At 49.5% G+C, this 24,847-nt stretch carries 2 protein-coding genes; both read left to right on the forward strand.

Features of this window, described 5'->3' with window-relative positions:
• Positions 1–19 precede the first annotated feature (19 nt).
• Positions 20–17,089 (forward strand): non-ribosomal peptide synthetase, encoded by a 17,070-nt coding sequence (locus GC098_RS06760; protein WP_171642195.1) that lies wholly within the window; start codon positions 20–22, stop codon positions 17,087–17,089.
• 31 nt (positions 17,090–17,120) lie between these two features.
• Complete coding sequence (locus GC098_RS06765; protein WP_171642197.1) at positions 17,121–24,803, forward strand: non-ribosomal peptide synthetase; 7,683 nt, start codon at positions 17,121–17,123, stop codon at positions 24,801–24,803.
• Positions 24,804–24,847 lie beyond the last annotated feature (44 nt).

Here is a 24,847-nt window from a genome sequence, read left to right on the forward strand (position 1 = left end):
ACATGGTGGAGGGAACCTAATGTCGAACCAACCGACTCACCCGTTAACTCATGCGCAAAAAAGAATTTGGTATACGGAGAAATTTTATCCGGGCACGAGTATTTCCAATCTAGGCGGTACGTTTAATCTGAAAGACGCACGATTGAATTACGGGCTGTTAGCGCAAGCGATTCACGACTTCGTCAGGTTGAACGATACGATTCGTCTACGTGTAGTAGACCAGCACAGCAGCGAACCGCGCCAATATATGACTGAATTCGTCCCTTTCGAAATACCATTCTACGATTACAGCAGCCTTGATGATGCCAGCGAAGCGGTACGGCAATGGGGCGAAAGAGAGTTGAAGCAGCCTTTTCAGCTGCATGATGCTGATTTGTTTGAGTTCGCTATATTCAAAATTAGTGGTGACGAGGGTCGGGTATATATTAAAATTCATCATCTGATATCGGACGGGATATCTATGGTGCTTGCCGTTAACGAAATCATCGATATTTACGTAGGCCTTGTGAATGGTGAGGACACTGTTCAAGAGAATCGCCCGTCGTACGTGGACTACGTTCGGAATGAGCCGGACTATGAAGCATCGGACCGATACCTGAAAGATCAAAAATTTTGGCATGAGGAATTTCAGACAATCCCAGAATTTACGAGTTTGAAAACATACGATTTATACCGTGTAAGCACCGAAGCGGCGAGAGAATCGATCATTATTCCTCAAACGCTTCGTGATGATATTGTGGGATTTTGCAAAGAACATAACGTCAGTGTTTTTACGTTGTTTGTCGCCATGCTGTACACATATATTTATCGCGTCACCTCTCATGAGGATATTGTACTCGGAACCAATTTTTCCAATCGGACGAATGCGAAAGAAAAAAATATGCTGGGTATGTTCGTTAGTACGACACCTTTTAGAATGCAAGTGGAGCCTGAGCTAGATGCTTTGTCGTTTATCCGCAAAGTCGGCAAAAAGCAGATGAACATATTCAGATATCAAAAGTACCCTTATAACGTATTGGTCAACGAATTGCGGGAAAAGCACAGCGACATCAGCAGGCTGTTCGGTGTTTTCGTGGAATATCAGGTGATGGAATGGCAGAAAAAAGAACAGATCGAATACGTTACGGAACCGTTTGGCAATGGGCACGAAGCCAACGATTTCATCATACATATCAAAGATCGTATGGATATAGACCAGCTGCAGCTGGACATCGATTATCGTACAGGCTTATTTACGAGTGAAGAAATCTCCACCATGTTTGAGCACATGCTTGTGCTTCTAAAGGATGTATTAGAGAATCCGGGCAAACCGTTGTTTGAGCTGGAGCTTTGCAAGGAGCAGGAAAAAAACCAGCTGCTGCATGTTTTATCAGGTATTGAAGCTGATTATCCAATGGATCAAACCATACATGGGTTGTTTGAAAAACAGGCGGAAAACGTGCCGGATCGCATTGCGGTCGTGTTCGGTACCGAAAGTCTTACCTACCGGGAGCTGAACGAACGTGCCAACCGTTTGGCGAGAATGCTTCGCGATCACGGTGTGAAGCCTGACGATCGGGTTGGTCTTATGTTGGATCGTTCTGTGGAAATGATCGTAGGCATTATCGCGATACTTAAAGCGGGTGGAGCGTATGTGCCTCTGGATCCTGATTATCCGGAAGAGCGAATCCAGTTTATGCTTGAGGACAGCGGGGCTCTGGTATTGCTGACTGAAGTGCAGTGGCAGGAAAGAGTGTCTTTCGCGGGGACTGTATTGACCATCGATGGGGAGCTGCTTTCCTCAGGTAATAGTTCCAATTTGCCGATCGTGAATCAGCCATCCGACATGGCTTATATCATCTACACCTCCGGTACGACTGGAAAGCCAAAGGGTGTAATGATCGAACATCGTAACGTGGTCCGTCTGCTGTTTAACGACAAGCTGCAGTTTGACTTTAGCGAGAATGACGTATGGACCGCGTTCCATTCGTTTAGCTTTGATTTTTCGGTATGGGAGATGTATGGCGCCCTCTTGTACGGGGGGAAATGCGTAGTGATTCCGAGGATTATTGCGCAAAATCCGAAGGAATTTACTCAGCTGCTCCGAGATGAAAAAGTAACTATGCTAAATCAGACGCCTACAGCATTTTATTCGTTGATCAATGAAGAGCTGCTGCTGGAAGACAGCTTGCTGGCAATCCGTTACGTCATATTTGGCGGAGAAGCGCTTAACCCGAAGATGCTGGAACCATGGAGGAACAAGTATCCCAAGACGAAGCTGATTAATATGTACGGCATTACGGAAACAACGGTGCACGTTACATTTAAAGAGATTGGTGAACAGGAAATCGAAACGAATGTAAGTAATATTGGTTCGCCGATTCCGACGTTGACCTGTTATATTTTTGACCAAAACAGGAAATTAGTGCCCATGGGTGTTACGGGTGAAATGTATGTCGGCGGAGCGGGCGTAGCCCGAGGCTATTTGAACCGTGATGAACTGACGCAGGAGCGTTTCATTATGAACCCGTATAAGCCCGGGGAACGGTTATATAAAACGGGAGATTTGGCGAAAATGCTCCCGAACGGAGAAATGGCGTATTTGGGCCGGATCGACAATCAGGTGAAAATCCGCGGACACCGTATCGAATTGGGCGAAATCGAAACGAGATTGCTTGAGCACCCAATGATTCATGAGGTTACCGTTATCGCAGTCGACGATGCGCAGGCGCAAAAATATTTGTGCGCGTATCTGATTAGCGAGGTGGAGCTGACGGTTTCTGAACTGCGCATGCACCTAGCGCTGGAGCTTCCGGCGTATATGGTCCCTTCCCATTTTGTACATTTGGATAGAATGCCAATCACTGGGAACGGAAAGATAGATCGCAAAGCGCTGCCTAAGCCTGCAGGGCTCGCTGTGACTGGCCGTGAATATATGCCGCCAAACAGCGATACGGAAGAAAAGCTTGTTTTGATCTGGCAAGAAATATTGGAGCAGGAACGAATCGGCGTGCAGGACAACTTTTTTGAGCTGGGCGGCCATTCCTTAAAAGCCATGCAGATCATTTCGCGCATTCATCAGTTATTTCATGTAGAGCTGCCGCTTCGCGTTTTGTTTGAGACGCCGACGATTACGGCAATTTCACCATATATCGATCAAGCTAGCAAAGGTACATACACCACAATTTTACCTGCGGGACAACAAGAATATTACCCCCTATCCTCATCTCAGAAGCGACTTTATGTGTTGAACCAATTCGAAGGCACGGGAACGACTTATAATATGCCTGGCGTTTTTACCGTCGAAGGACCTTTGAATCCAAGACAATTGGAAGCCGCCTTTAACCGATTGGCTGTTCGTCACGACATGCTTCGCACTTCCTTTCACACCATCGATGGACACCCTGTACAAAAAGTACATAACCACATCAATTTTAGCATTCAACATGATTTACAAGGGTCCGATGATTCTATTGATTTTCTCGTATCCAAGTTTGTCCAGCCGTTTAAACTAGATCAAGCCCCACTAATCCGAATAGGACTTGCAAAAATCGGTGAAAATCGTCACCTTTTCTTGTTTGATATGCATCATATCATTTCCGATGCACTGTCGATCGAGATTCTCATTAGTGAATTGGCGGACTTATACCGCGGTTTAGAGCCTGCTACAACGCCGGTGCCTTATAAAGATTTTGCGGTCTGGCAGAACGAATCATTCGAGTCAAGTGCCATGATAAAGAAGGAAGCCTATTGGCTGGAAGCTTTTGCTGGTGATATTCCTGTACTTAATATGCCAGCCGATTTTCCGCGACCGTCTGTTCAAAGCTTTGAAGGTGACAGCATCATGTTTGGTACGGGCTATCAATTGATGACTCGGCTAAACCGTCTTGCCGCAGAAACGGGCACGACAATGTACATGCTGCTGCTTGCGGCGTACAACGTACTTCTCGCTAAATATGGAAGTCAAGACGATATCGTTGTGGGCACACCGGTGGCAGGTAGACCTCACCCTGATGTGGAGCATACGATCGGAATGTTTGTTAATACGATTGCTCTCCGCAACCGGCCGATCCCAGCCGTAAGCTTCCGCAATTTCCTGGAAGAAGTAAAGCAAAACGCATTGCACGCTTTTGAACATCAGGATTATCCGTTTGAGCTGTTGGTGGAAAAGCTGGATGTGGCACGGGATATGAGCAGGAATCCTTTGTTCGATACGATGTTCAGCCTTCAGATGAAAGACCTGATGATGTTGGAGCTGGGCGACTCATTAACCTTCGTACCGTACATTTCGGATAACCGTATCGCTAAATTCGACCTGTCACTGGAAGCAACGGAAAAGGAACTGGAACTTGTATTCCAGCTGGAGTATTGTACGAAGCTGTTTGCGAAGTCGACGATGGAACGTCTGGCTGGGCATTATATCGAAATTTTGAAGTCGGTTACGGAATGTCCGGATATCAAACTAGCTGATATTGCCATGGTAACGGGGGATGAAAACCGGCTTCTCTTAGAAGGGTTCAATGAGACGAAGCGGGTGTATCCATCTGGCAAAACGTTCACAGAGCTTTTTGAAGAACAAGCGAAGAAAACACCCAATCATGTAGCGGTTGTTTGTGAAGAGGAGCTTCTTACCTACAGGACGCTTAACAGCATGGCGAATCAGCTCGCGCGGAAGCTCCGTACCAAAGGAATTCAGTCTGAAAGCGTCGTAGGAATTATGGTTGATCGTTCGATTGACATGATCATCGGCGTGCTCGCTGTTTGGAAAGCGGGAGCCACGTATTTGCCGATTGATCCCGAGTATCCGGATGAACGGATTGGGTACATGCTGGCAGACAGCCGTGCGGAACTATTGTTGTCTCAGCGCGCGATTGCACGCCGGGTATCTTTTGATAAAGAAATTGTATGTTTTGAGGATAATGGTTTGTACTCTGAGGCTTCAACCAATCTCGGAATTGTTAACAGAGAGAATCAATTGGCCTATATCATCTATACTTCGGGAACGACTGGGAAACCAAAAGGCGTTATGATCGAACACGGCAGCTACACGAATGTTGCTTTCGCCTGGAGAGAGGCATACAAACTGGATACGTTCCAGGTTAGCCTGCTGCAGATGGCGAGCTTTGCATTCGACGTATTTGCCGGGGACATGGCGCGAGCGCTGCTGAACGGCGGTAAGCTGATCATTTGTCCAAATGATGTAAAGCTCGATCCAGCTTCGATACACTCGCTGATTAAGAACTATGAAATCAATATTTTTGAATCGACACCGGCGCTGATTGTACCGTTGATGCAATATATTTACGATCACGGTTTGGACATGAGTCAGCTGAATTTGCTTATTTTGGGATCGGACAGCTGCTCTGCTGAAGATTTTACCAATCTGCAAGCACGATTCGGTCATATGATGCGGATTGTGAACAGCTACGGCGTGACGGAAGCTTGTATCGATTCCAGCTTCTATGAACACACCGATGCATCACTGCCGTATTTCGGCAATGTGCCGATTGGGAAGCCACTGCCGAATATGAAGTTTTATGTGCTTGACCCGCAACTGAAGCTGCAGCCGGTCGGTGTCATTGGTGAGCTGTGTATCGGCGGAATCGGGGTTGCTCGGGGTTATTACAATCAGCCTGAGTTGACTGCAGACAAGTTTGTCGATAATCCATTTGAACCTGGTGAACGTATGTACCGCACAGGGGATATGGCCAGATGGATGCCGGACGGTAACATTCAATTCCTCGGCAGGGGCGACCATCAGGTGAAAATTAGAGGCTACCGCATCGAGCTCGGAGAAATCGAAGCGGGCCTGCTGAAGCATGAAAGCGTCAAGGAAGCCGTTGTTATCGCCAGAGACGACCAAGCGCAGCAAAAATATTTGTGCGCATATCTCGTTGCGGACAGAACGCTGACGATTCCGGAGCTTCGCGAACACTTGACAGGCCAGCTGCCAGCTTACATGGTCCCGTCCCATTTCGTACAGCTGGATAAAATGCCGCTTACGCCAAACGGTAAACTGGACCGCAAAGCACTGATGGCACTCGAAGGCAGTGTTCATATAGGAACCACTTTTGCTGCACCGACGAATGTCATGGAAGCGAAGCTTGCTTCTGTATGGCAAGAGGTGCTCGGCGTCGACCAAATCGGCATTCATGACGATTTCTTCCAGCTCGGAGGTCACTCGCTGAAAGCGATGATGCTCATCTCGCAAATGCACAAAGCTTGCGGTGCAGAAATACCGCTGCGTACTTTGTTCCAAAATCCGACGATTGCTGCTGTCTCAGCCTACATGATCGTTTCGGATGAGAAGAGCTATTCAGTAATTGCGCCTGTGCCAGGGCAGGATTTCTATCCCGTATCATCAGCACAGAAGCGGATGTACGTCATCCATCAACTGGATGAAACAGGCACAAGCTATAATATGGCGGATGTAATGCTGGTTGAAGGAAAGTTGGACCATGAACGGTTAACAGAAGCATTCCGGGGATTGATTCTGCGCCACGAAGCGCTTCGCACTTCGCTACATACGGTGGATGGCGTGCCGGTACAAAAGGTGCATGACCATGTGTCATTCGACGTTGAAGTTATGGAAGCGAATGAAGAGAACGTAGCTAAAATGGTTCGCGATTTCATCAAGCCGTTCAATTTAAGTCAGGCGCCGCTCTTGCGGGTCGGTCTTGTACGATTGGCTGCTGAACGCCATGTGCTGCTGTGCGATATGCATCACATCATCTCGGATGGAATTTCCGTTTCGGTGCTCATTCGTGAATTTACCGATCTGTATGAGAGGGCAAGTCTGCCTGAGCTACGCATACAATACAAAGATTTTGCCGTTTGGCAGAACGAACGGCTGCAAAGTGAGGATTTGAAGCGCCAAGAAGCATACTGGCTCGACGCTTTTGCCGGTGAAATTCCAGTGCTTGATTGGCCGACCGACTATGTAAGACCGCACGTACAAAGCTTTGATGGCGATCGCGTCACATTTGATTCCGGCAAGGAGCTAATGCAGGAACTGCACAAACTAGCGGCGGAATCCGGTACGACGCTGTATATGGTACTGCTCGCAGCCTACAACGTGCTCATGGCCAAATATTCCGGTCAAGAGGATATCATAGTCGGTTCGCCAATCGCCGGAAGGCCGCATGCAGATGTGGAACGTACAATCGGAATGTTCGTCAACACGCTGGCAATTAGAAACCATCCGGAGGCTGGTAAATCGTTCAAACAATTTGTGGCTGAGGTAAAGGAAACATCTCTGAGGTCCTTTGAAAATCAAGATTATCCTTTCGAAGAGTTGGTCGATAAGTTGAACGTTCGACGCGACTTAAGCCGCAATCCGCTGTTCGATGTATTGTTCGTGCTGCAAAATACGGGAGATGAAGCCATTCGAATCGCCGATCTGACATTCTCACCTTACAGTTTAGACAGAAACGTAGCGAAATTCGATCTGTCGCTCGAAGCTGCTGAAGGGGAAGACGGGATCGCGTTCCATCTCGAATATGGCACAGCCTTATTACATCGTGCGACTGCAGAAAGGCTGGCGCAGCATTTTCTGCAAATTCTTCAAGCTGTATCAGCGAATTCAGATATCCAATTGGGGGATATCGATATGCTCTCTGATGTGGAAAAAACGCAGCTTCTGGACGAATTTAACCAGACAGGGGCGGCGTTCCCGCAGGATCAAACGATCCACGGTCTGTTCGAGGAGCAGGTGCAAATGGCGCCGGAGCGCATCGCTGCATCTTGCGGCGAGGAACAGCTGACGTACCGCCAGCTGAATGAACGCGCCAACAGTTTGGCCTGCGTACTTCGCACCCACGGAGTGGGGCCGGACGTAAGGGTCGGCCTGCTCGTCGAGCGCTCAATCGATATGATCGTCGGCATCCTTGCGACTCTCAAAGCCGGCGGCGCTTATGTACCGCTCGACCCGGACTATCCGCAGGAGCGCACGCAGTTCATGCTGAAGGACAGCGGGGCCCGCGTCCTGCTGACGCAGCCGCATTTGGCTGGCAAGGTGCCTTATGACGGAGTCATGCTGGACATGAGCGATGTAGAGCTGTATGCCTGGGATTCTGCAGATTTGGAACCGGTGAATGGGCCGCACGATATGGCCTATATCATCTATACGTCCGGAACAACCGGCAAGCCGAAGGGCGTTATGATCGAGCATCAGAACGTCGTGCGTCTGCTCATTCATGACCGGCTGCAGTTCGATTTTAATGAACGTGACGTGTGGACGGTATTCCACTCCTTCTGCTTCGATTTCTCCGTGTGGGAAATGTACGGGGCGCTGCTGTACGGCGGCAGGTGTGTTGTCGTACCGAAGACAACCGCGCAAAACCCGAAAGCATTCGCGCAGCTGCTGCGGCAGGAGCAAGTGACGATACTGAATCAAACGCCAACCGCGTTCTATACGCTGATCCAAGAGGAACTTCAGCAGCCGGGCAAGGGGCTTGCCGTCCGTTGCGTCATCTTCGGCGGGGAAGCGCTGAATCCGGTCATGCTGAAGCCGTGGAAGATGAAGTATCCGAATACGCTGCTGATCAATATGTACGGGATTACCGAAACGACCGTGCACGTTACTTATAAAGAAATAACAGATCGCGAAATCGAAACGAATCTGAGCAACATCGGCCGTCCAATTCCAACGCTGACGAGCTACATCTTCGACGCGCAGCGCAGACTGGTGCCGATCGGCGTCGTCGGCGAGCTATATGTGGGCGGAGACGGCGTCGCCCGCGGATATTTGAACCGCGAGGAGCTGACGGCTGAGCGGTTCGTCGCGAATCCATACAAGCCGGAGGAACGGCTGTATCGAACCGGTGACCTTGCGCGCCTGCTGCGCAGCGGCGAGATGGAATACTACGGACGGATCGACCATCAGGTGAAGATCCGGGGGCATCGCATTGAGCTCGGCGAGATCGAGACGCAGCTGCTGAAGCACGAGCAGATCAAGGAAGCGACGGTGTTGGCGCAGGATGACGAACAAGGGCAGAAGTTCCTGTGCGCCTACTTCATCTCAGATGGGGAGCTGACCGTGAGCGAGCTTAGGGCGCATGTCGGGAGCGATCTGCCGGCGTACATGATCCCGTCGCATTTTGTGAAGCTGGACAAAATCCCGCTTACCGCCAACGGCAAAATCGACCGCAAAGCGCTGCCGAAGCCGGAAGGCGGGCTGGACTCAGGCACGGCTTACGTAGCGCCGAGAACAGAGCTGGAAGCGGAGCTCGCGCAAATTTGGCAGGAGGTGCTCGGCTGCCGCCAGGTCGGGGTGCTGGACGATTTCTTCGCACTAGGTGGTCATTCGCTAAAGGCGATGTCGCTTATTTCCGCGATGCACAAGGCTTACCAAGTGGAAGTTCCTTTAAGGGTATTGTTTGATACTCCGATCGTCGAAGCGATCGCTGTGTATATCCAAACGGCCGTAAAAGTGGCATATGTATCCATTGAGCGGGTATTGGATGAACAAGACTATTATCCAGTATCATCGGCGCAAAAGAGGATGTACATACTCAGCGAGTTTGAAGGCGAAGGTACCGGATATAACATGCCAGAGGCTTTCATTCTTGAAGGCGAGTTAGATGTGACTAGGCTGGAAGCAGCTCTGAAGGAGCTTATTGCCAGACATGAGATCCTTCGAACCTCCTTTGAAACGATACATGGCGAGCCGATGCAGCAAATTCATACGGACATTGAATTCTCGGTCGAAACCATTGTTGAAACCATCAATGCCAATGAAATCGAACTTGCAGAGTTCGCAAAAGGGTTTGTGCGTCCATTTCAATTTAACAGAGCTCCGCTCCTTAGAGCAGGTCTGGCCAAACTTGCCGATGGGCGGCACTTATTCCTTGTTGATATGCACCATATCATCTCAGACGGTGTATCCATGGGCATTATGATGGACGAATGGATGCGGTTATACAAGGGTGAGCGTCTTTCTGATCCAGGGATTCAATATAAAGACTTTGCCGTATGGCAAAATGACTGGTTCGAAACCGATGATTTTAAAAAGCAAGAGACCTATTGGTTAGACACGTTTGCAGGAGAAATTCCGGTGCTCAATCTGCCGGCCGATTTTGTTAGACCTGCCGTGCAAAGTTTTGAAGGCGATCGTGTTCATATCGTCGTCGGAAGTGAGCTCTGCAAGCAGCTTGGACAGCTTGCTGCGCAAACCGACAGCACCCTGTTTATGGTGCTCCTAGCCGCATATAACGTGCTTCTAGCCAAATACACCGGGCAGCACGAATTCGTAGTCGGAACCCCAATTGCAGGGAGATCGCATCCGGACACAGAGGGCGTGCTCGGGATGTTCGTTAATACGCTGGCTATGCGGAATCGGGTCGATGCGGAAAAAACCTTCCGTGAGCTAATAGCCGAAGTGAAGCATCGTGCGCTGGAAGCCTATACGAATCAGGATTACCCGTTCGAGCGGCTGGTGGAACACATTGGCGTGGCTCGGGATCTAAGCCGTAACCCGCTGTTCGATACGATGTTTATCCTGCAGAACATCGAGACGCACTCACAATCGGATGGCTCAAGCGACAATTTGAAATTGGTTGCATCAGCTATGCATGACGGCATTGCCAAATTTGACCTGACATTTGAAGCCAGAGAAGTAAATGACGAATTAGAATTGTTTATTGATTACGGCGTCAAATTGTTTAAGAAAGCAACGGTGGAACGGATCGGACGACATTTCGTTCAATTGTTACAGTCGGCGGTTAATAACGCGGATATCTATCTGGCTGACATGACGGTGTTGAACGAAGCGGAACTGCACCAATTGCTTGTTACATTTAATGAAACAAAGACAGATCTGCCTACAGGCAAGACACTGCACGGGCTGTTCGAGGAGCAGGCGGAGAGGACGCCAGATCAGCCAGCAGTCGTTTGTGCAGGCGTGCAATTGACCTATGCGGAGCTAAATGCCGCAGCTAATCGTTTGGCGAGGACACTCCGCGATCAAGGCGTCATTTCTGAGTCGTGTGTAGGCATTATGGCGGATCGTTCATTAGAACTGGTTGTTGGTATCCTGGCGATTCTGAAATCGGGCGGGGCTTATGTGCCGATCGACCCACAGTATCCTGTGGAAAGGATCCGCTACATGTTGAAGGACAGTAACATCAAACTCGTCCTGAGTCAGTCGCATCTGGTCGCAAGCATGAGTGAAGATGTTCATACTGCCTTCGACGGAAAATGGCTCGATCTCCATGACGAGCGCCATTATAACGCTGACGGTTCGAATCTGCCGAAGGTTAATGATCCCACTGATCTGGCATATATCATTTACACATCTGGTACGACAGGAATGCCTAAAGGCGTCATGATCGAACACGCCAGCATTGTCAGTAATCTGTTATGGAGAAAAGTCGAATACGCGCTGGATACAAACGATTCGGTGCTGCAGTTGTTCTCCTTCGCCTTTGACGGCTTCGTGACCAGCTTCTTCACGCCGATCATTGCCGGTGCAACGGTCATCTTGCCGCAGGAAGAGGAAGCGAAGGATCCGCTGCTCATGAAAAAGCAAATCGCTGCGCATCTAGTTACGCATTTCATCAGTGTACCAAGCTTGTATGCAGCGCTGCTCGAGTGCATGAGCGAAGAAGAATCAAGCTCGCTTCGTATTGTGACGTTGGCCGGGGAGAAAGTGACCGATAACGTGGTCTCTCGCAGCATGCAGCTTCACCCGCACATCGAGTTGGTGAATGAATATGGACCGACGGAGAACAGTGTTGTAGCAACGTACGAAAGAGGCCTAGAGCCAAACAAAGAGATTACGATCGGGCGACCGATTGCCGGTACGCAAATCTTTATTGTGAGTGGAGAAGGCGGTCTGCAGCCTATCGGCGTCATCGGCGAGTTGTGCATCGCCGGTAACGGTTTGGCGCGCGGGTATTTAAACCGCGAGGATCTGACTGCCGAGAAGTTTGTGCGGAATCCGTTTGCAGCCGGGGATAACGGAAATGAACGGATGTACAAGACAGGAGATCTTGCCCGCAGATTGCCTGACGGAACGATCGATTTCATCGGTCGTCTGGACGAACAGGTGAAGGTGAGAGGTTACCGCATCGAGCTCGGCGAGATCGAGTCTGTCATCCTGCAGCATCCGCTCATTAACGAAACGGTTGTGTTAGCGAAGGACGACCATCGCGGACATACGTATCTATGCGCTTATATTACCGCAGATGATGTGTTTACACTTGATGATTTAAAGGCGCACTTAGGGAAAAAACTGCCAGCCTATATGGTTCCGTCGTACTTCATGCAGCTGTTAGTCATGCCGCTTACCCCGAACGGGAAAGTAGATAAGCATGCTTTGCCGGAGCCGGATACGGATCTTATGGTCAAAAAAGAATATGTTGCTCCTTCTAGTGCAGCGGAAGCCAAATTGATTGGTTTGCTGCAGGATTTACTAGAAATCGGACAAATCGGTATGCTCGATAACTTCTTTGACCTTGGAGGCCATTCGCTCAGCGCCATGACACTAGTCTCTCAAATGTATAAAGAATTCCAGGTCGAAGTTCCGTTGAGAGCTGTCTTTGAGACGGCTTCTGTCAAGGAGCTTGCAGCTTACCTACAAGGAGCAGGACTCTCTCGGTACGAGTCGATTCAATTGGCGGCGGAGCAGCCGTATTACCCGCTTTCGTCCGCGCAGAAGCGATTGTTCATCTTGAATTTGCTGGATAGCGGAAGCACCACCTATAACATGCCAGGTGCCATGTTGATCGAAGGCAAGCTCGATATCCAGCAGTTTGAAGGAGCTTTCCAAAGCCTAGTAGACCGCCATGAAACGCTGCGCACTTCGTTTGATACGGTCGACGGAGAACCGGCCCAGAGGGTGCATCCTAATCTCGAGATACAAGTGGATTACATTGAGTATGCGGCAGATTCGCTTCCGACGATAGATGAGATGATCGAGCGCTTTGTCCGGCCTTTTGACTTGAAGACCGCACCTCTCTTCAGAGTCGGACTGGTGAAGCTGGAGGAAGAACGCCACTTGCTGTTGTTCGATATGCACCATCTCATTTCCGACGGGGTGTCGATGGGTATTTTCATTCAAGAATTCGTACAGTTGTATCAAATGGAACCTTTGCCTCAGCTGCGAATTCAATATAAGGATTTCTCGGCATGGCAAAACCGTCTGTTCCAGTCGGAAACGATCAAAGCGCAGGAATCATACTGGCTAAGTAGGTTTGACGGTGAGATTCCGCTGCTCGATCTGCCTATGGATTATGGAAGACCGTCCATACGCAGCTTCGCTGGACACAGCGTAACGTTCAGAGCGGATAAATCTCTGCTGAGACAGCTTCACCAGCTGGCGGCGATGAGCGGCACGACACTCTATATGGTACTGCTTGCTGCGTACAATGTGCTGTTGTCGAAATACGCCAATCAAACGGATATTGTGGTCGGAACGCCAATTGCTGGCAGGTCGCATGCTGATTTGGAACGTGTCATTGGGATGTTCGTCAATACGCTTGCCATGAGGAATCGGCCTGAAAGCTCCAAGTCGTTTAGGCAGTTTTTGGCCGAAGTCAAAGAACAGGCGCTTATGGCTTTCGAGAATCAAGACTATCCGTTCGAAACGCTGATGGAAAAGCTGGAGCTGCAGCGCGATTTAAGCCGCAATCCGCTGTTTGATACGATGTTTATTATGCAAAATATCGGGAACCAATCGATCGGCATCAAGCCATTAACATTTATTCCGCATGAGGTTCCGCATACGACATCGAAGTTCGACCTAACCATGCTAGCTATGGAAGATCAAGACGGATTGGAATTGATGATCGAGTACTGCACGGCGCTGTTCAAACAGGAAACGATGGAGCGATTAGGAGGGCATTTCGTTCGTGTTTTACAGGAAATTGCCGATCAGCCTGATGCGCAGTTAGCGCAAATTGACATGCTTTCTTTGGAGGAAAAGAAGCAAATTGTCGTAGATTTCAACCAAACGAAAGCCGATTACCCGCAGAACTGTACGATTCAGGAGCTATTCGAGCGGCAGGTGGAAAAGACGCCGGATCATGTGGCTGTCGTTTGGGAAAACGAGCGGATGACTTACCGTCAGTTGAATGCCAAGGCAAACCGCTCAGCGAGGGTATTACGCGAGAAGGGCGTCGCCGCAGACTGCATTGTTGGCGTCATGATGGAGCGTTCCGCTGATATGATCGTCACCATACTGGCCATTCTTAAAGCCGGTGGCGCGTATCTGCCGATCGACATCGATTATCCGGCAGATCGGATTCGCTACATGCTTGAAGACAGCGCTGCGTCATTAATTGTTACGCAGAAGGCGGAATGTCCAGTAGGATTTGCCGGCGAAGTTGTAGCGCTTGAGGAAACGGATCTGACTTTCAAATTGGACACCAACTTGGGCTCAGCAAGTACATCCTACGATTTGGCGTACATCATCTATACGTCGGGGACAACAGGCAAACCGAAAGGGATTATGCTCGAGCATGCGGGTATTGCTAATTTACAGGCATTTTTTGAGAATCAACTCAGTGTGACGGCTGTTGAACGGATCGGACAATTTGCCAGCAGTTCCTTCGACGCTTCGGTTTGGGAAATGTTTATGGCGCTGCTGACGGGAGCTTCGCTCTATGTGTTGTCCAAGGATATCATCGGTAATTACACAAGGTTTGAAGATTATATAAGTGAACACCGGATCTCCATTCTTACCTTGCCGCCGACCTACATGACACACTTGAATCCGGAACGGATGAGTTCTCTGAAAAAGGTGATCACCGCAGGATCCGCCACCTCGTTCGAATTGATCCGTAGGTGGGAAGGGAAAGTGCAGTACATTAATGCGTACGGTCCGACCGAAACGACGATTTGCGCAACCATTTGGAATGCTAATCACTCAGAGCTGCATACGGGGGTGGTACCGATCGGTTACCCGATTCCAAATACGCAGGTGTACATCATGAGTGCAGATAACCTGCTGCAACCGATTGGTGTACCTGGTGAATTGTGCATCGGCGGTGTCGGATTGGCTAGGGGATATGTGAATAAGCCAGAGCTGACGGACGAGAAGTTCACGGACAATCCGTTTGCTCCAAGTGAACATATCTACCATACCGGCGACCTTGCCCGCTGGCTGCCTGATGGAAATATCGAGTACTTGGGACGGATCGATCATCAGGTAAAAATTAGAGGTTACCGTATTGAATTATCGGAAATTGAATCTGTCATGCTGGATCACGACTTGATTCAAGAAGCGATCGCCATCGCACACGAAGACCATCACGGACACCATTACTTGTGCGCTTATTTTACAGGCAGATCCAGTGCTCCCATTTCGAACATGAGAGAGCATCTAGCCGAATTACTGCCTGATTACATGGTCCCATCGTATTTTATTCAACTGGGGCAAATGCCGCTGACGCCTAACGGTAAAATTGATCGCAAAGCGCTTCCCGAACCTGAACTGGGCACAGCCATCACAGGCACGGAATATGAACCGCCTAGAAATGATCTGGAACGTCTGCTTGCGGAAGTATGGGAAGAAGTACTGGGCGTTCGTCCAATCGGCATCAAGAATAATTTCTTTGAGCTTGGCGGCGACTCGATCAAAGCGATCCAGGTATCAACGCGACTGTATAAACATGATTTGATGCTGGAAATGAAGGATTTGTTCCAAAATCCCTTTATTGAAAAAGTTAGTTCCTACGTACAAACATTAGGCCGTAAGAGCAGCCAAGAAACGGTTGTCGGGGAATTGGAGCTGTCTCCAATCCAACGATGGTTCTTCGCCCAGAGATTCACTGACATGCATCATTGGAATCAATCGATCATGCTGCAGAGTAATCATGGATTTAAGGAGTCAGTTGTCCGCAAAGTATTCACCAAAATTACCCGGCATCATGATGCGCTAAGAACCGTTTTCCGGGTAGATAACGATAGAGTCGTTGCACAGATCCGCGGTTTGGTGGAACCCTTGGTACACCTGAACGTGATCGATGTAAGGAACCAAGCTGATGAGTCTTCGGTTATTACCGAAGAGGCGAGCCGCCTGCAGTCAAGTTTTGATTTGAACGAGGGGCCTTTGGTCAAGCTGGCGTTGTTCAGAACGATAAGTTGTGACCATCTGTTAATCGTCGCGCACCATCTCGTGATCGATGGCGTTTCCTGGCGTATTATTCTGGAGGATTTTGCTTTAGGGTATGAACAAGCGATGAACGATGAGGACATCCTGTTTCAGGATAAAACCGATTCCTATCAAGTTTGGACGGAACATTTGAAGGCCTATGCTGCAGGTAAAGAAGTGGCAAAGGAAAAGAATTACTGGCAGCAAATCAACGATTTGTCCGAGGTTGCGCTGCCGAAAGACAAAAAAGCGGAAGAAATGAAACTCATTCATACGCGAAGCACCGCTTTTGAGCTGAACGAGGAAGAGACTGAGCGGTTATTGAAGCAAGTTAATCAAGCTTATCATACCGACATTCCGGACATTTTGTTGACGGCTTTAGGCTTAAGCGTTCAAGACTGGACGAAGCAGGATAGCGTGATCGTCAATATGGAAGGGCACGGCAGGGAACATTTGGAGGGGCAGGTCAATGTATCGAGAACGGTCGGTTGGTTCACAGCACAGTTCCCGATTGTACTTGACTTGAAAGGATCGAACGATACGGGCTCCCATATTAAGCGGATCAAAGAGCATGTAAGGCGTATTCCGAACAAGGGTATCGGATTCGATCTGCTGAGATTCATGTCTCCGGAGGAGCTGCGTTTGAATCTGGCGCCGAAGCCAGAGATTGGCTTCAACTATTTGGGCCAGTTCGACTCAGACGTAACGACAAAATGGTTCACGGTGTCGCCGTATGATATGGGAGAACCGATGAGTCCGGATGCGGAGCGTTTGTTTACGCTCGATGTTACCGCGATGATTCAAGGCGGCAAACTAAGTGTCCGTTTTGGCTACAATATCCAGGAGTACAATCAGACGACGATAACGCAGCTGCAAAACAGCTTCAAGAAGCACCTCCTGGAAATTATGGATCACTGCGTTAATAAACAAGGACCTGAGCTGACCCCGAGCGACCTCGGCGATCATGAGCTTTCCTTGGAAGAATTGGATGGTTTGGTTGATATTTTCGAGTCTTGATTCCGGAGTGCGAACTCTTTAGAGGTGAATAATGAAAAAATCAGACACAATCCAAAAAGTGTATCCGCTCACTCCCATGCAGGAAGGGATGCTCTTTCATTCAATCATGGATCCTGATTCGAGCGCCTATCATAACCTGCTGCAAGCAAAGATTTGCGGGCAGCTCGATGTCGGCCTTTTCGAACAAAGCTTTAACCAATTAATCGCAGAAAACGATATTTTACGTACAGCTTTCGTGCATCAAAATCTTCAGCGCCCAAGGCAGGTCGTTTTAAATAAAAGAACGATTCAGCTTCACTTCGAACAAATCGATCATCTGGATGAAAGGGAGCAGCGGATCTGTATCTCGTCTTTTATCAGCGAACGGAATGCTGGCCGCTACAACCTGGCCAAAGATATACCGATGCATATTGCTGTATTCCAAACGGCTGAACAGGAATATCAGTTCATCTGGAGCCACCATCATATCTTGATGGACGGGTGGGGACTTGGCATTGTCATCAACCGGCTGTTTCAAATCTATGAAGCTTTGAAGCATGATAAGACGCTGCCTCAAGAAGCGGCATACCCTTTTAGCGATTATATCAAGTGGCTGGAAAAGCAGGATAAAGACGAATCTCTGGCCTATTGGCAAACGTATTTGGACGGATACGAGCAATCCGCTCATATACCTAAAGCTTCCACACCTGAGGACAGTTTGTATCAAAAGCAAGAGATCAGCTTCGTTATAGACGAAACGACGACGGGGCGGATCACACAGCTTGCCGGCAGCTGCCAGACGACGGTAAACACCGTTTTTCAAACGATTTGGGGTTTGATTCTAAGCAAATATAACCATACGAACGACGTTGTGTTTGGCTCCGTCGTTTCCGGACGCCCCTCGCAGGTGAAGGGCATAGAGAAAATGGTCGGATTGTTTATTAACACCATTCCGGTACGCATTTCCTATCAAGATGAGCAAACGTTTGGCAGCCTGCTTGTCGAAGCTCAGCGCAATGCGCTGGCTTCGGAGGCCAATCATTTCGTTCCTTTGTACGAAATTCAGAGCCAGAATGGACACAAGCAGGATTTATTCGATCATATCCTTATTTTTGAAAACTACCCTGTCGCCAAAGAACTGCAGAATAACGGTTGGGAGGGAGCGCTGGGCTTCGCTATCAAGGATGTGCATGTCGAGGAACAGACCAATTATCCTTTGAATATCGTTATGGCACCAGGCGCTGAACTCTTGATCAAGCTTAGCTTTAATGCAGCTGTTTATGCGGCTGAATGGATGAACAGCATCGAGGGGCATATGAAGCAGATCATCGCTCAGGTCGTTACCGATCCCCAGATGCTATTGAAGCATATTCAAATCGTAACAGAGCAAGAGAAACGGCAAATTCTCCACTCCTTCAATGATACGGAAATCCGTTATCCGCAGGACCAAGAGCAAACGCTCCATGCGTTGTTTGAGCAGCAGGCGGAGCAAACACCGGATCAAACGGCTATTGTTTGCGGAGATTTGAGCATGACGTACCGGGAGCTTAACGAAAGAGCCAACAAACTCGCTCGGGTATTAAAAGAAAAAGGCGTTGGCAAGGACCGAATGGTTGCCATCATGGCGGAACGTTCCTTAGAAATGTCTGTCGGTCTGCTTGCCATTCTGAAGGCTGGCGGAGCCTATGTGCCATGCGATCCGGAATATCCCGCTGATCGGATCCGCTATTTGCTTGAAGATAGCGGAGCGCAGCTCCTATTGAGCAAAACGAATTTGATGCACAAGATCGAAGGGGGCCATCCCGAATTCCTGGATCTGCAAGACGAGATGAATTTCGCTGCCGATGCTTCCAATCTTTCGGGAACAAGCGGGCCAGCGGACTTGGCTTATATGATTTACACATCAGGAACGACTGGTCAGCCAAAGGGCGTTATGATCGAACACGCAAGCATCATGAATACGATCCGTTGGAGACAAGAGGAATATGGTTTCGGCACGGATGATCGTGTATTGCTGTTTTTATCGTTTTCGTTCGACGCCTTTGTCAGCAGCTTTTTCGCTCCGATTGTATCCGGTTCGACGGTTGTCTTAGCGAGTGATGAGGAAGCGAAAGATCCGCTGGCGCTGAAGAAACGAATCTCTTCCATGCAGATTACCCATTTTAGCTGCGTCCCGAGTTTGTATGCTGCGATTTTGGATTCGATGGAAGTCGAGGGAGCCTCATCGCTGAAAGCTGTAACTCTCGGCGGAGAGAGCATTTCGCCTTATTTGCTAGAGAAAACGAAGAGAATCATTCCAGAAGCGGAAATTGTCAACGAGTACGGTCCGACGGAAAATAGCGTCATCTCGACTGTCTGCCGTAACCTTGTGCCTGGAGAGTCGGTAACGATCGGTCATCCGATCGCTAACTCTCAGGTATACATATTGGATCAACATCACCAGCTGCTGCCTGTTGGGGTGAAGGGTGAATTGTGCGTAGCAGGAGCAGGGTTAGCCAGAGGGTATTGGAACAGAGAAGCGCTCACCTTGGAAAAATTCATCGACAATCCCTTCCTTCCAGGCACGAAAATGTACAAAACTGGCGATTTGGCCAAGTGGCTGCCGAACGGCAATATCGAATTTATCGATCGGATCGATCATCAGGTTAAAATTCGCGGCTACCGCATCGAGCTCGGAGAAATCGAAGCCGCGATTCTGGGGCATCGCCGAGTGAAAGAAGCTGTAGTGCTCGTAGTCGAAGACGGTGGGGGAGAAAAAGCGCTTGCTGTGTATTATACACTCCAAACAGGGGCAGCAGCAGCTGAGCTTAAAGACGACCTACTGCAGGCGCTTCCGGCCTATATGGTGCCTTCCTACTTTATACCGATGGAACGCCTGCCGCTTACGTCAAACGGCAAAATTGACCGCAAAGCACTGCCGAAGCCGGAAGGGAAATTGAAATCCGCTGCCGTGTATGAAGCGCCGGCTAACCTTACGGAAGCTAATCTGCTGCCGCTTTGGCAAGAGATTTTAAAGACGGAGTATATCGGTGTCACGGACAATTTTTTCGAAAACGGCGGCCATTCTTTGAAGGCGATGATGCTCATTTCGAAAATTCATCAGGAACTGAAGGTGGAAGTACCGATCAAGGTACTGTTCGACAGTCCGACAATTAGGCAGATTGCCAAGTATATTCAAGGCGCAGACGAACAAGTCTATGCAGCGATCCGATCTACGGAGCAGCGTGATTATTATCCGGTATCATCCGCGCAGAAAAGGATGTTCGTGCTGAACCGTCTTGACCCTGAAGGTACCAGCTCCAATATGCCAGGGGCCATGCTGCTGGAAGGACCCTTGGATGTAGAAAGGTTCCGCGAAGCATTCCAAGCTCTAGTGGCGCGGCACGATACGCTGCGTACTTCCTTCGATACGGTGGACGGGGAGCCTGTGCAAATCGTACATCCGCAGGTTGAGCTGCGAATTCCTGTAAAAGAGGCGAACGAAGAAGACGCTGCGGAGATGTTGAACGACTTCATACACCCGTTTAATTTATGCAAGGCACCGCTGCTGCGCGTGGAGTTAATCCGGTTCGCTGCAGAACAGCACCTCTTCTTGTTCGATCTTCATCATATTATTTCCGACGGTACCTCGATGGGTCTTATCGTCAAGGAATTCATGCTCCTGTATCAAGGGAACCACTTGCCGGAGCTTGCGATTCAGTACAAAGATTTTTCCATTTGGCAGCACGAATGGTTCGGATCCGAAGTAATGAAACGGCAGGAAACCTTCTGGGTCGAGATGTTTGGCGGGGATGTTCCTGTTCTTGAAATCCCAACAGATTACCCGAGACCGCCGTTGCAAAGCTTTGAAGGAGATAAGGTCATCGTCCATATCGGCAAAGAGATGCAGGAGGCGCTCAGACGTCTCGCGTCGGAATCGGGCACTACACTTTTTATGGTCATGCTGGCAGCCTACAATGTGCTGCTTGCCAAGTATTCCGGACAGGAAGATATCGTCGTAGGGACTCCGATTGCAGGCAGATCCCACCCCGATCTGCAATCGATCATTGGCATGTTCGTGGGTACGCTGGCGCTCCGTAATCGGGTAGAAGGCAAGCTTCCGTTTGCCGAATTTCTGGCACAGGTCAAGATGAACATGCTTCATGTTTACGATAACCAGGATTATCCATTCGAAACGCTGGTTGAGCAGGTCGATGTGCGCAGAGATATGAGCCGCAATCCGTTGTTCGATACGATGTTTGTCCTGCAAAACATTGAGCTTGAAGCCATGGAGCTGGACGGATTGTCGATATCGCCAGGCCTACTAGACAATCCCATCGCGAAGTTCGATTTGACGATTGAAGCGAGAGAAGACGAAGAGGGGATCGAGCTTTGCTTCATTTACCGGACCAAGTTGTTCAAGCAGGAAACCGTGAAGTGTATGGCCGATCATTTTCTGAATATTTTACATACTGCGGTTGCTAACCCATACCAGACGATTTCTCATATGGATATGCTGAGTGAGGCGGAGAAGAGACATTTGCTGGTCGAGTTGAACGACACCGCTGCTCAGTATCCAGAAGGAATGACGCTGCACGAACTTTTCGAGGTACAGGCTGCGAAATGGCCAGATCGCATCGCGGTCGTATTTGGCGGGGATCGGATGACCTACCGCGAGTTGAATGAGCGAGCCAACCAGCTAGCCCGGGAAATGCGTAGTCTCAGCGTACTGCCTGACGATAGGGTAGGTCTGCTCGTAGAGCGCTCGCTCGATATGATCGTGGGCATACTCGCCACGTTGAAGGCCGGCGGCGTCTATGTGCCGCTCGATCCGGACTACCCTCAGGAACGGCTGCAATTTATGCTGGACGACAGTGGCGCCCGCGTACTGCTGACCCTGCCTCAACTGACTGGTAAAGTGCTGTTTAATGGGACGGTGCTGGATATGAGTGACCCAGCGCTATACAGCGGAGATGGCTCGAACCTGGAGTCAGTAAATCAGCCTGAGGACATGGCATACATCATATATACGTCCGGTACAACTGGCCAACCGAAGGGTGTCATGATCGAGCACCGCAATGTCGTTCGTCTGATGCTGAATGACAAGATGAAGTTCGATTTTACAGAACGCGACGTGTGGACTGTGTTCCACTCCTTCTGCTTCGATTTCTCCGTTTGGGAAATGTACGGCGCTTTGCTGTACGGCGGCACCTGTGTCGTTGTGCCAAAAGCGGTGGCACAGAATCCGAAGGAGTTCGCACAGCTGCTGCGCCAAGAGGGTGTAACTGTGCTTAACCAGACGCCGACCGCGTTCTACGCGCTGATTCACGAGGTGCTTGGACGTCAGGACAACGATCTGCAGGTACGCTATGTCATCTTCGGCGGCGAGGCGCTGAATCCGATCATGCTGAAGCCATGGAAGGCAAAGTACCCGCAGACTCAGCTGATTAATATGTACGGCATTACAGAAACGACCGTTCACGTTACCTATAAAGAAATAACGGAACAGGACATGGAGACGAGCTTAAGCAACATCGGCCGACCGATTCCGACACTGACAAGCTATATCTTTGATAGCGAGCAGCGTCTCGTTCCGATTGGCGTCACGGGAGAGCTGTATGTGGGCGGAGAAGGCGTAGCTCGCGGGTACTTGAACCGCGATGAGTTGACAGCTGAGCGGTTCATCGCGAATCCCTACAAGCTGGAGGAGAGACTGTACAGATCTGGCGATCTCGCCAGATTATTGCGCAGCGGAGAAATGGAATATTTGGGCCGAATCGACCACCAGGTTAAAATCCGCGGGCATCGGATCGAACTGGGCGAAATCGAGACGCAGCTTTTGAAACACGAGGCGATTCGCGAGGCCGTCGTGATAGCGCTGGACGATGAGCAGGGGCAAAAGTTCCTTTGCGCGTACCTGCTGTTGGATCAGGATCTGACCGTGGCGGAGCTGCGGGCGCATGCATCCGAGGATCTGCCGGCTTACATGATACCGTCACATTTTGTAAGGCTGGAGCAAATGCCGATGACATCTAACGGCAAGGTTGACCGAAAGGCGCTGCCGAAGCCGGAGGGTGGGCTGAAGACAGGTGCCGAGTTCATTGCGCCTCGAAACGAGTTGGAAGAAAAGCTGGTGCACATCTGGCAGGAAGTGCTGGGATCGGACCGGATTGGTATACGTGACAATTTCTTCGATCTCGGCGGCGATTCGATCAAAGGCATTCAAGTAGCATCACGTCTGTTCAATCACGGGCTGCAGCTTGAGATGAAAGATCTGTTCCGATACCCTTCGATCGAGGAGTTGAGTGGCTTAGTTGCGCTGGTCAAGCGCCAAATCAGTCAGGAGACAGTAACGGGTGAAGTCGGATTGACACCGATTCAGCAATGGTTTTTCGATCAGCGTTTTGCAAACCAGCATCACTGGAATCAATCCGTTATGCTGCATAAGTCTGACGGATTCGATTCGCTGGCTTTGGAGAAAGCGCTGCGGGATCTTGTCCAGCATCATGATGCGCTTCGTATGGTTTACGACGAGCAGGACGGGCGGATCGTTCAGTTCAACCGCGGCCTAGAAGGCGAGATGTACGGATTCGAACGGTTCGATTTCACGGATCATTCTGACACAGAAGTGCGCATTGCATCGGCAGCTAATCACATTCAACAAAGCTTCGACCTGAGTCAAGGTCCTCTACTGAAAGCTGCTCTGTTCCAAACAGCTGAAGGTGATCACCTGCTGCTTGCCGCTCACCATTTAATCGTTGACGGTATCTCATGGCGCATCCTCTTTGAAGATTTGGCGACAAGCTATGCGCAGGCCCTTGCAGGCGAAGACACCGCACTTCAGGAAAAAACGGATTCGTTCCAATATTGGTCTCAGCGGTTAACGGCCTACGCGGAAAGCAAGGAATTGCTGCAGGAAATTGATTATTGGAAGCAATTGGAAAATATATCAGTTGGCTCATTGTATAAAGATTTTGCGGTTGAAACCTGTACATTAGGCGAGAGCGCAACGGCAGAAATGGCGCTTACCAGGGAACAGACCGAGCATCTGCTGAAGCATGTCCATCATGCCTACCATACGGAAATGAACGACATTCTTTTAACCGCTGTAGGATTGGCGGTTCAAGAGTGGGGTCAGACCGATCGTATTGCTGTTCAACTCGAAGGCCATGGGCGCGAAGAGATGATGGAAGACGTCAACATTTCCCGGACAGTCGGCTGGTTCACCTCCATGTATCCGATCGTGCTTGATCTGACGGATGGTGATTTATCCAGGGAAATCAAGTCGGTGAAGGAGACTCTCAGACAGGTTCCGAACAAGGGAATCGGCTATGACATTCTGAAATATTTGACACCGGAAGACAAACGGTCCGGGCTGCATTTTAAGCTAAAGCCGGAGATCTGCTTCAATTATCTCGGTCAGTTCGATGCGAATCTCGTCCATGATGCGTTCGGTCCGTCCCCGTATGACATGGGAGAACCGATTAATCCGAATTCACACCGCATGTATCCAATCATCATGAACGGAATGATAGCAAACGGCGAGATGAGCTTCCGATTTTCGTATAGCCCGAGACAGTATGAGGAATCCACCATGCAATGTTTATCCGCTGCGTTCAAGTATCATCTGCTCCGCATCATCGATCACTGTAGGAACAAAGAGGAAAGCGAGCGGACCGCGAGTGATTTCAGCTCCAAAGGGCTGACCACCGACGACGTCGATGATATCTTCGAATTGCTTGGCGAGAAGCTGTAATCATGGCTAGATGCGCGAAATGATAGCATAGCAAATGCTTACGT

Source organism: Paenibacillus phytorum (assembly GCF_013141715.1).
GTDB lineage: Bacteria > Bacillota > Bacilli > Paenibacillales > NBRC-103111 > Paenibacillus_E > Paenibacillus_E phytorum.

Bases quoted from the DNA above. Each gene is read 5' to 3' on its own strand.
- GC098_RS06760 (WP_171642195.1), top strand. From the start codon at position 20: ATGTCGAACCAACCGACTCACCCGTTAACTCATGCGCAAAAAAGAATT.
- GC098_RS06765 (WP_171642197.1), top strand. From the start codon at position 17,121: ATGAAAAAATCAGACACAATCCAAAAAGTGTATCCGCTCACTCCCATG.